Source organism: Paenibacillus maysiensis, assembly GCF_000520815.1.
Taxonomy (GTDB): domain Bacteria; phylum Bacillota; class Bacilli; order Paenibacillales; family Paenibacillaceae; genus Paenibacillus; species Paenibacillus maysiensis.
Genome location: NZ_ASRY01000267.1, coordinates 76,238 through 86,433, shown reverse-complemented (window position 1 = coordinate 86,433; position 10,196 = coordinate 76,238). Strand labels below are relative to the sequence as shown.

Annotated in this window: 8 protein-coding genes; all 8 read right to left on the bottom strand. The window is 48.0% G+C overall.

The window, feature by feature from the left end; genetic code table 11:
- Nucleotides 1-531, bottom strand: a 531-nt coding sequence (locus tag L696_RS0118610) for a peptidoglycan-binding domain-containing protein (RefSeq protein WP_025684980.1), incomplete at its 3' end; no start/stop codon positions are given.
- 223 nt (nt 532-754) lie between these two features.
- The gene (locus tag L696_RS0118605) at nt 755-3,424 is read right to left on the bottom strand and encodes an FtsK/SpoIIIE family DNA translocase (RefSeq protein ID WP_025684979.1); all 2,670 of its coding nucleotides are present in this window, start codon (nt 3,422-3,424) and stop codon (nt 755-757) included.
- A 103-nt stretch (nt 3,425-3,527) separates the two neighbouring features.
- Nucleotides 3,528-3,740, bottom strand: coding sequence for a YlzJ-like family protein (locus tag L696_RS0118600; RefSeq protein ID WP_025684978.1), 213 nt, complete (start codon nt 3,738-3,740; stop codon nt 3,528-3,530).
- On the bottom strand, nt 3,737-4,591 hold the full coding sequence (locus L696_RS0118595) for a ClpP family protease (RefSeq protein WP_025684977.1): 855 nt from the start codon (nt 4,589-4,591) through the stop codon (nt 3,737-3,739). Before L696_RS0118595 ends, L696_RS0118600 begins: the two co-directional genes overlap by 4 nt.
- A 237-nt stretch (nt 4,592-4,828) precedes the next feature.
- Nucleotides 4,829-6,508 carry a ribonuclease J gene (locus L696_RS0118590; RefSeq protein ID WP_025684976.1) on the bottom strand — a complete coding sequence of 560 codons (1,680 nt, stop codon included), beginning with the start codon at nt 6,506-6,508 and terminating at the stop codon, nt 4,829-4,831.
- Between the two features lie 353 nt (nt 6,509-6,861).
- Nucleotides 6,862-7,743 carry a 4-hydroxy-tetrahydrodipicolinate synthase gene (gene dapA, locus L696_RS0118585; protein ID WP_025684975.1) on the bottom strand — a complete coding sequence of 294 codons (882 nt, stop codon included), beginning with the start codon at nt 7,741-7,743 and terminating at the stop codon, nt 6,862-6,864.
- 40 nt (nt 7,744-7,783) lie between these two features.
- On the bottom strand, nt 7,784-9,001 hold the full coding sequence (gene dapG, locus L696_RS0118580) for an aspartate kinase (RefSeq protein WP_025684974.1): 1,218 nt from the start codon (nt 8,999-9,001) through the stop codon (nt 7,784-7,786).
- A gap of 36 nt (nt 9,002-9,037) precedes the next feature.
- Nucleotides 9,038-10,075, bottom strand: a complete 1,038-nt coding sequence (locus tag L696_RS0118575; RefSeq protein WP_025684973.1) for an aspartate-semialdehyde dehydrogenase — start codon at nt 10,073-10,075, stop codon at nt 9,038-9,040.
- Between the last annotated feature and the right edge of the window lie 121 nt (nt 10,076-10,196).

Sequence of the window (10,196 nt, the reverse complement as noted above, 5' to 3'; positions counted from 1 at the left end):
TGTTTTAGCCATAATTTTGAGATCGTTGTCAGACAACCCCATCGTGTTAGCCGATCCCATCGTTTCATCTTTTTGATCCGGTTTATTATTGTCCGCTGTCTGTCCCTGAGCGGAACCCTGATTTTTACGATGTAAAGGAGTTTCCGTCGGTTTCCAATTAGGCGTTGCATTCACCAGCTTTAGCTTTGTTTTTGCTCCGACCACTCCGTCAGGGGTAATGCCAAACTCTTTTTGAAAGCCCTTAACCGCCTTCAATGTACTGCTGCCAAAATGACTGTCCACTTCCGCCCCGAAAAAGCCCAGCAGCTTCAAACGGGATTGCAGTTCATATACATCCTGACTGTAGGAGCCGTAATTAACCGCCTCTGTGCTAAATGTCGCTTGGGAAGGCTCTGTTTCTGTTACTTGTACTTCCTGCTGTGTGCTCAGCGGCTCTGCATGCTGCGCAGAGACGTTCGCAATAAGTCCTGTGTACGTGATAGCCGAGGCTGCGAGAATACCCGTGCAAATCCAGACCATTGTCTTTTTCATATGCTGCGCTCTACCTTTCTTTTGTGGGATTAACAGGATAGCTACGTTTATTATGACAAGCTCTGCTTAAAGCTATTCACCCTTTTAATCTTCTTTCATTCGACTGCTCCTATTCCTAAAAAAAGCAAAAAAACGCTGTCTGTACGCATAGTGTTGTCGAATTTAAACAAACACCATACTTACAAACAGCGATTTTGGATGCGATTTCCGGTAAAGCCTATGGTCAGGAACTGACTTTGTTTTGCTGATATTGCTCCATTGAAATAAGCACCTCACGGGGCTTGCTCCCCTCGTAAGGACCGATAACTCCACGAGCCTCCATAGAGTCAATCAGTCGGGCCGCACGCGTATAGCCGATCCTCATGCGGCGCTGAAGGAGAGATACAGATGCCTGCTTGGCCTCCAAAATGATGTTGACGGCCTGATCGTACAGCTCATCCAGCATTTCATCGGCATCAGCCGATACTTCCTCTACCTCCGGTACAAGCGTTTCATCATATTGCGCTTCACCCTGCTCACGCACATAGTTAACGATGTTCTCCACTTCCTGATCGCTCATAAACGCTCCCTGAACGCGAACCGGCTTGGAAGCGCCCATCGGCATGAACAGCATATCACCGCGTCCAAGCAGTTTCTCGGCTCCGCCCATGTCCAGTATTGTACGGGAATCCACCTGCGAGGACACACCAAAGGCAATACGCGAAGGAATATTGGCTTTGATAACCCCGGTAATTACATCAACAGACGGTCTCTGCGTTGCAATGATAAGATGAATGCCTGCGGCACGCGCCATTTGGGCCAGTCGTGCAATTGCATCCTCCACATCCCCCGCAGCTACCATCATCAGATCCGCCAACTCGTCCACAATGACGACGATGTAAGGCAGGAACGCAGCAGGATTGTCTTTCATCAAATTATTATACCCTTCAATGTTACGGGTTCCTGATTTGGAAAATAACTCATAACGCTTTTCCATTTCTACTACAATTTTTTTCAAAGCGAGTGAAGCGCGCTTCGGATCGGTAACGACCGGTGCCAACAAATGCGGAATCCCGTTGTACACGTTTAACTCCACCATTTTAGGATCGACCATGAGGAATTTAACCTCATCCGGCTTCGCCTTGTACAAGATACTCGTGATGATACCGTTGATACACACCGATTTACCCGAACCGGTAGCTCCTGCTACAAGCAAATGGGGCATCTTGGCCAAATTACCAACTATCGTCTGTCCTGCAATATCACGTCCAAAGGCAATGGACAAATTGGATACAGACTCCTGGAAAATGGTCGTCTCCATAACCTCACGCATCGTTACAATAGAAACCTCATTGTTCGGAACCTCAATGCCGATAGCCGATTTACCCGGAATTGGAGCCTCCATACGAATATCCTTAGCAGCGAGCGCAAGCGCGATGTCATCCGTCAGACTCACAATACGGCTGACCTTCACACCAATGTCCGGCTGGATTTCATAGCGCGTCACCGCAGGTCCACAGACCACCTCCAGCACCTTCGCTCGTACGCCAAAGCTCTCCAATGTGGCCTCCAGCTTGCGTGCCGTTTGCATGTAATCCTTTTGCCCAAGACCTTTGCCCACGTTTTGTGGTTTGGAAAGCAAACGGAACGACGGGAGCTTGTAGGGCTTGGGCGGCGGTGGAGCAGGAATGGCAGCAGCTGTGGCTTCAACCTCTTCGCCTGATGTCCCCGTTGCGTTCATTTGGGCCTGTCCATTTGTACTGTCCAGTGTATTATGGCCTGTTGCTGCCGCACTGTCCGCATCTATATTTACAGCGGCATCCATAAAGTTGTCATCCAGCGGCTCATCAAAAGTTGAATCCGTCTGCTCTGACCCAGCCAGGGTTGCCTCAGAATCATTCTCAGTTCTTCTTTCCTCTTGCTTCACCTGCTCGAAGAAATCCCGAATAATCGGTGACCTTTTTATCGGAACAGAAGCTCCCTCATCCAAGTTTTCAGCAGGATCGGACAATTCATCTGCTTGCTTGGTGTTTCTCCACAAGGGCTGTGCTTCCTCAGCTTCATAATCATCCTCGTCAGCATGAACGGAACGATCATTCTCGTCCTCTCCAGCCGATTTTTTCAGGCCAAACAGTTGAAAGAAAATCGGCTGCTTACGCGCCGGAGGCTGCATTTCATCAAAATCATCATCCATATCTTCCTCATAAGCAGGAATAGACTCGGACTTGATTTTTTTATTCCCGGTACCTCTGCCGGATGCCGAAAGTGGAGTAGCTTTACCAATCCATTTTTTCCGAACGCTTCCCCCTGCCGCCAGCAGCTTCGTACGAACAATTCGCACCAGATCCACATAAGATAGCTGGGTCAGCAGCATAAAGCAAATCACAAACATTACAATCATAATCAGCTTGGCACCCGTAAGACCAAACAGCCACAACAGCACAGTGAGCTGCAATGCCCCGATGTACCCCCCGCTAATATCCTTGTTCAGCATTGAGGTATGGCCTTCCTTGTCAGGCGACAGCAACTGCTCACGCATATCTATATGTATCTGGCTCATCACTCCGCCCGGTTGAAGTGCATTGATCGGCCCCAAACGCTGCTCCATAGATGAAATAGAGCTCATGAGCGTAAAGGCAAATACCAGTAGTAGCAATCCCGTTTTACGCGAGTTCCACTGGTTCGGCCATTTGCGATGAATCATCACCATCAGACCGTAATAAATGCCGATCAGGGGTATGACAAAATAAAATTTTCCCAGTACAAGCCCGAACATCTTGGATAGCGACCGACCGACCGCCGCTTCACCCGAAAGCGCAATGACCGCCAATGTAATCAGCACAATGCCGTAAATTTCGAATTTCAGAACTCCGCCAAACGCGGCTTTCTTTTTCCTTTTCCTTCTTCTGGACATTCAAGGTCACCCCCCAGAAGAATATTATACCACGTCACTGGGTATCCGCACATATGTTCTTTTTCGACATTAAACGACCTATTTTCGTCCTATTCGACACCTTCTACGACCATTCAATGACTTGTCCAGGCTCATAACGCGGATTCAGGTAAGTTTCCAGTGGACAGTCCAGCAATCGGACGATAATCCCCCTGCGACTTTCGAGCGGCTGTACCTGCATGAGTAGACCGTCAACCCGAACCTCCGCGAACGCCTCCGTCTCCTTCCACATGCCCTCCCACACCATTTCCATTGGCATTACCGTATATAAGGTCATTGAGGCAACTCCCCATTATGCTCATTTGGCAGCGTTCCAGTCGGATTCCCTGTAGCATTGGGGGAAAAAGGTACGAACGGAGCCTGCTGCTGAGCCCCTGTAATTCCGTTTTGCTGACGACGCGATTCAATAATGGTGTTCAGTTGTTTCAACGCTTCTCCGATGCCACCAACGGCGTCCATTAATCCATACTTCACTGCATCGGCTCCTCCAACCGCGGTACCAATATCCCGATTCAGTTCACCGGTTTTAAACATAAGCTCCTTAAACCGCTCCTCGGTAATACGCGAGTGGGAAACCACAAAACGCACAACACGCTCCTGCATTTTTTCCATATATTCAAACGTTTGTGGCACCCCAATGATCAAGCCGTTCATACGAATCGGGTGAATGGTCATTGTCGCGCTCTCGGCAATATAAGAATAGGTGGAAGAGACAGCGATTGGTACACCGATGCTATGCCCGCCTCCGATGACAATCGTTACCGTCGGTTTACTCATTGAAGCGATCATTTCAGCAATAGCCAGTCCGGCCTCTACATCCCCGCCTACTGTATTCAGCAGTATCATTAAGCCTTCAATACGGGGGTTTTGTTCTGCTGCCACCAGTTGGGGAATAATGTGCTCGTATTTGGTCGTTTTGTTTTGGGGTGGCAATATCAGATGTCCTTCAATCTGACCGATAATTGTCATACAAAAAATATTCGATTCGCTTCCGGGCATGGAGGTTTGTCCCAGTTGCTGCAGGGCCTCCATAGCGGGGGAAATGGGTCTTTGCCCGACTTCAGGCATAGGTTGATCCGGTGCTTCCGTTTCCTGTCTGCCAGATGATAGGTTGCTGTATTGTTCCATGTGGGTGATCTTCCTTTCGCTTTACGCGTCTTTGTGACCCGTATTCACCCTATAGTATGGGATGGAAATGGAATATTTTATACCCGCCCCATGGCTTCCCTTATTTCCTCACCCGGAAAAGTCAAAAAAAGCCTCCCCTCCCGCGGAAACCGTCCAATATTTCCTGCGGGAAGAGAGGCGACTGTGTGCCTGTGACTTAAGTTTTTAATTCAGGTTTTCGAGCAAATTTCAATTGACTCACACTTCCATAATAATTGGCAAAATCATCGGTCTGCGACGAGTTTGCTCATACAAGAAGCGACCCAGCGCATCCTTGACGTTTGTTTTAAGGGAAGCCCATTCATTTACATTCTCGCTCATGAGCTTATGCAATGTGCTTGAGACAATGCGATTCGCTTCATCCAGCAAACCTTCCGATTCGCGAACATATACGAAACCACGGGAAATAATATCCGGTCCGGACTTGATCGTGCCGTCCTGCTTGCTCAGGGTGACAACAACAACCAAAATACCGTCCTGTGACAGCAATTTGCGGTCGCGTAATACGATATTCCCTACATCTCCTACACCCAGTCCGTCGATTAACACGTTGCCCGCTGTAACCTTACCAGCTCTGCGTGCTCCACCGTTCTGAATTTCAATAACTTCACCGATATCCGTAATGAAAATGTTGTCAGGCTCTACACCTACCGATTCGGCAAGGAGGGCATGACGACGTTGCATTCTGAACTCACCATGAATTGGCAAGAAGAATTTAGGTTTCATCAGATTCAGCATCAGTTTGAGTTCTTCCTGGCTTCCGTGTCCGGAAACGTGAATTCCCGGATAAGCTGCGCTGTAATAAACATTGGCACCTAAACGGAACAGTTCATCAATCGTGCGACCGACATATTTTTCATTACCCGGTACCGGTGTAGCAGCAATGATAACCGAATCTCCAGGCAGAATATCCACCTTACGATGTGTGGAACGCGCCATTCTTGTCAAAGCGGACATTGGTTCGCCTTGACTACCTGTGGAGAGAATAACTACGCGATCCGCTGACATTTTGCCAACTTCCTCAGGCTCGATCAGCATTCCATCCGGAATTTCCAAATAGCCTAAATCAGAAGCAATCCCTACGACATTAACCATACTGCGACCGATAACTGTCACTTTGCGTCCTGTCGATTCCGCAGCATTAATGACCTGCTGAATACGGTGTACGTTGGAAGCAAAAGTAGCTACAACTACACGCTGTTTCGACTTACGGAAAATGTCTTCCAGCACGATACCGACGCTCTTTTCCGATGGAGTAAAGCCCGGTTTTTCCGCATTGGTACTGTCTGACAAAAGAGCCAGTACGCCACGTGTGCCGATTTCAGCCATACGCTGCAAATCTGCATATTGTCCGTTAACTGGAGTATGATCAAATTTGAAGTCACCTGTATGAACAACAGCGCCCTCAGGAGTATCAATGCATACACCCACCGAATCCGGAATACTGTGGTTAGTTCTGAAGAATGTTGCTTTCAGCGTGGAACCCAGTTTGATTTCGGAATCAGCATTGATCAAAATACGTTTGGTTTCGCCAAGCAGATTCGCTTCCTTCAGCTTGTTTTCCACCAGTCCCAGCGTCAATTTGGTACCGTATACCGGTACGTTCAAATGTTTCAGCACGTAAGGCAAACCGCCGATATGGTCCTCATGACCATGAGTCAGCACTATGCCTCTTACTTTGTCGCGGTTCTCCGTAAGGTAGGAAATATCAGGAATAACGATATCAATACCAAGCATGTCCTCTTCCGGGAATTTCAGACCCGAATCGACCACGACAATGTCATTGCCGTATTGAATGACATACATATTTTTCCCGATTTCACCGACGCCGCCCAAAGCGAAAATCATCAATTTATCGTTGTTTGTTTTTTTAGACAAATGAATCTAAACCTCCTATGGTAGTTGGACGTCGTACCTTGATTTATTTATTTAATTTTCAAAAGAATACCGCACCCAGTCACTTGACCTCATTATACATGATTAAAATAAGAAAAAACAAGTCATCCTCTTCGTTACGCATAGGTTTCCCTCTCCCGTCTAAAACCAATACTCCCTGTTCAATTATCTTTATGCATGGTTAAAAGGCACGACAAAAAGGGCGCCCTATAAGAACGCCCTCATGCCGGAGTACCTTGTCAGACTATACAAATCCTCCGGTTTTTTACTCCCGGCTACCTTTAACAAGGATACTTTTCCATATTCATTTAACATTTCAAAGTCATTTTTGCCGATTAGCGGGCAAATAACTTCTTAATAAATTCCGCTTCCTCTTCGGTCGGAGGAATAAGCGGCAACCGGACAGAACCGACCGAAACATTCCGTAACTCCAACGCATATTTTACAGCCACTGGATTAGGCAGCGGATGAGGGCAGCCGAACAAACCCTTGAAAACCGGGAACAACTGCTGATGCAATTTTGCTGCCTGCTGTGCGTGTCCCCCTACAAGTGCATCAATCATCTGCTTCATTTCTGCACCTACCACATGACTTGCCACGCTGATAATTCCATAAGCACCTACAGCCATAGCAGGCAGCCCGGAAGCGTCATCCCCCGAATAAATGAAGAATCCTTCCGGAGCTGCGGCTGCAATCTGTGTGATCTGCGCCAGCGACGCGCATTCTTTGGTTCCCACAATGTTAGGGATTTGCGCGAGACGCAGCGTCGTTTCCGCCGTCAGGCTGGCTGCGGTACGGCTTGGTACATTATACAGTATGACTGGAAGGGATGTGGAATTTGCAATACCTTCAAAATGCTGATACATCCCTTCCTGATTCGGTTTATTGTAATAAGGCACTACTAGCAAAACACCGTCTACCCCTGCCTGCTCCGCAGCACGGGTCAGATGAATGGAGTGACGTGTATTGTTGCTGCCAGTACCGGCAATGATTTTACATCGTCCAGCTGCTTTTTCTACAGTAAATGCAAACAGCTTGATTTTTTCATCATCGCTCAGGGTAGGGGACTCGCCCGTCGTTCCTGATACGACAAGGGACTCTGCATGTTGTTCTTCTATTAAATAATCAATCAACGAGGATAATGCAGTCCAGTCAATCTCTCCTTGCTGATCAAAAGGTGTCACCATTGCGGTAATCAGTCTGCCGAAGTTCACCATGCTGCCTCCTTTTTTGCAAGTCCGAGCACGGACATTGCGCCTATTGATGGAGTTCAAATTTATTATGCAATGCGCGTACAGCCTGCACCATATCTTCTTTTTTTACGAGTACCCAAATTGTTGTGTTGGAATCTGCCGATTGAAGAATCTGTACGTCTGATTCTGCCAGCGCCTCCACAATCGTTGCCATAATGCCCGGTACCCCATTGATACCGCCGCCTATGACGGATACTTTAGCGCATCCTGCCAAAATTTTAGGCTCCAGGCCCAGACCGTTCAATACTTCAACCGCTTTGCTTCCATCATGATCGAACACGGTATAAACTGCCCCGGATGGAGTTACATTAATAAAATCGACGCTGATTCCATGCTCAGCCATAGATTTGAATACTTGTAATTGCAAATGCTCCGAGCCATGCTTTAATTCTACGGTAATTTGTGTGACGTTGCCGACATACGCAATACCGGTCACGAAACGGTCAACGATGTCTGCCTGTACGTCCTTAAAGCCCTCCGGGTGGGTAACCAGCGTTCCTTCCCCTTCGGAAAAGGTAGAACGAACCCGAACCGGAATATTCGCCTGCATGGCGATTTCAACGGCACGGGGGTGAATAACCTTGGCCCCCTGATGAGCCATATTACAAATCTCCGTATAGCTGACATGGGCAAGCGGCTTTGCATTTTCTACAATGCGCGGATCGGCGGTCAAGATGCCGTTCACATCCGTATATATATCTACCATATCCGCATGTAGAGCAGCACCCAGAGCGGTAGCGGAAGTATCGCTGCCTCCACGACCCAAAGTGGTCATATCACCGTTTGCAGTCTGTCCCTGGAAGCCTGTCACAATGACAACACGACCCTGGTTCAGCTCTTCCACGATACGGTCTGGCTTTATATCCAAAATACGAGCATTGCCGTATTGATTATCCGTAATAAAGCCCGCTTGTGCCCCAGTCAGCACCGTAGCAGGAATACCTTCATTTTCCATCAGGCTACATAATGTAGCGGCAGAAATGATTTCACCACAGCACAGTAGTAAATCCCGTTCGCGTCTAGGAAGACTGTCGCCGTTAGACGCCGCCCAATCAAGCAGCGTGTCGGTGGCATAAGGCTCTCCTTTCCGTCCCATGGCCGACACAACGACAACCAGTTGAACATTTTGTTCCAGCTCCCGCTTGACATGTCCCAACACCAGTTGACGTGCTTCGGGTGTAGACAGCGAGGTGCCCCCAAATTTCTGAACTAAAATACTCATTGTTTTTCCCCCATCTTACTCCCTGCTTCAGGGACTTTACTCCGCATTTGCAGCAATAATCTCGGCGATTTGCACCGCGTTCCATGCCGCTCCCTTGAGCAGGTTGTCGGATACGACCCACAGATTCAATCCACGGCTGTTGCCCAAATCACGGCGTACACGTCCTACGAATACGTCAGGTTTCCCTGCGGCTTCGGATGCCAGCGGATAGAGCTGTGCAGCAGGATCGTCTACCAGTGTTACACCCGGTGCCGAAGCAAGCAGATTGCGGATTTCTTCCAAATCATAATCTTTTTTAAGCTCTACATAGACGGATTCCGAGTGTCCGTATACGACAGGAATACGTACACACGTTGCTGTTACGTCCACGGATTCATCATTTAATATTTTTTTCGTTTCACGAACCATTTTCATTTCTTCCAGTGTATAGCCGTTGTCCTGGAATTTGTCGATTTGCGGAATAGCATTGAAAGCGATCTGATGCTTCACCGGCAATGAGCCAACTGGCAGCAGATCTGGCTGTACTTCTTCACCGTTAAGGATCGCTGCACTTTGACGATTCAGTTCATCAATGGCACGACTTCCAGCCCCGGACACCGCTTGATATGTGGATACGATGATACGGGAAATGCCATACTGATCATATAATGGTTTCAATGCAGCTACCATCTGGATGGTGGAGCAGTTCGGGTTGGCAATAATCCCTTGATGCTCGGCAATTTTGTCGCTGTTCACCTCAGGAACGACAAGAGGAGCTGTAGGGTCCATGCGGAAAGCGTTTGTGTTGTCAATGCAAACCGCACCATGACGAACAGCATGTGGTGCCAGTTCCTTACTTACGTCTCCGCCTGCGCTGAACAAGGCAATGTCGATTCCTTCAAAGCTGTCGGGGGTTGCAATCTCTACTGGAATTTGCTGACCTTTAAAGCTAATTAAAGTGCCGGCAGAACGAGGCGAAGAAAGAAATTTAATTTTATCTACAGGAAAATCCCGTTTTTCCAGCAGACTTACGATTTGTTCTCCTACAGCGCCTGTCGCTCCAACGACAGCTACATTAAACTTTCTATTGCTCATCTGGTATATCTCCCCTTCTCGACTAAAAATCCATTTTTTTATTCTGAAAGCATCCAATGCCAACAAGAAATCAGACCCGATGCATCATCGGATCATCTTCTAGGCGAGGGATGCTCAGCAG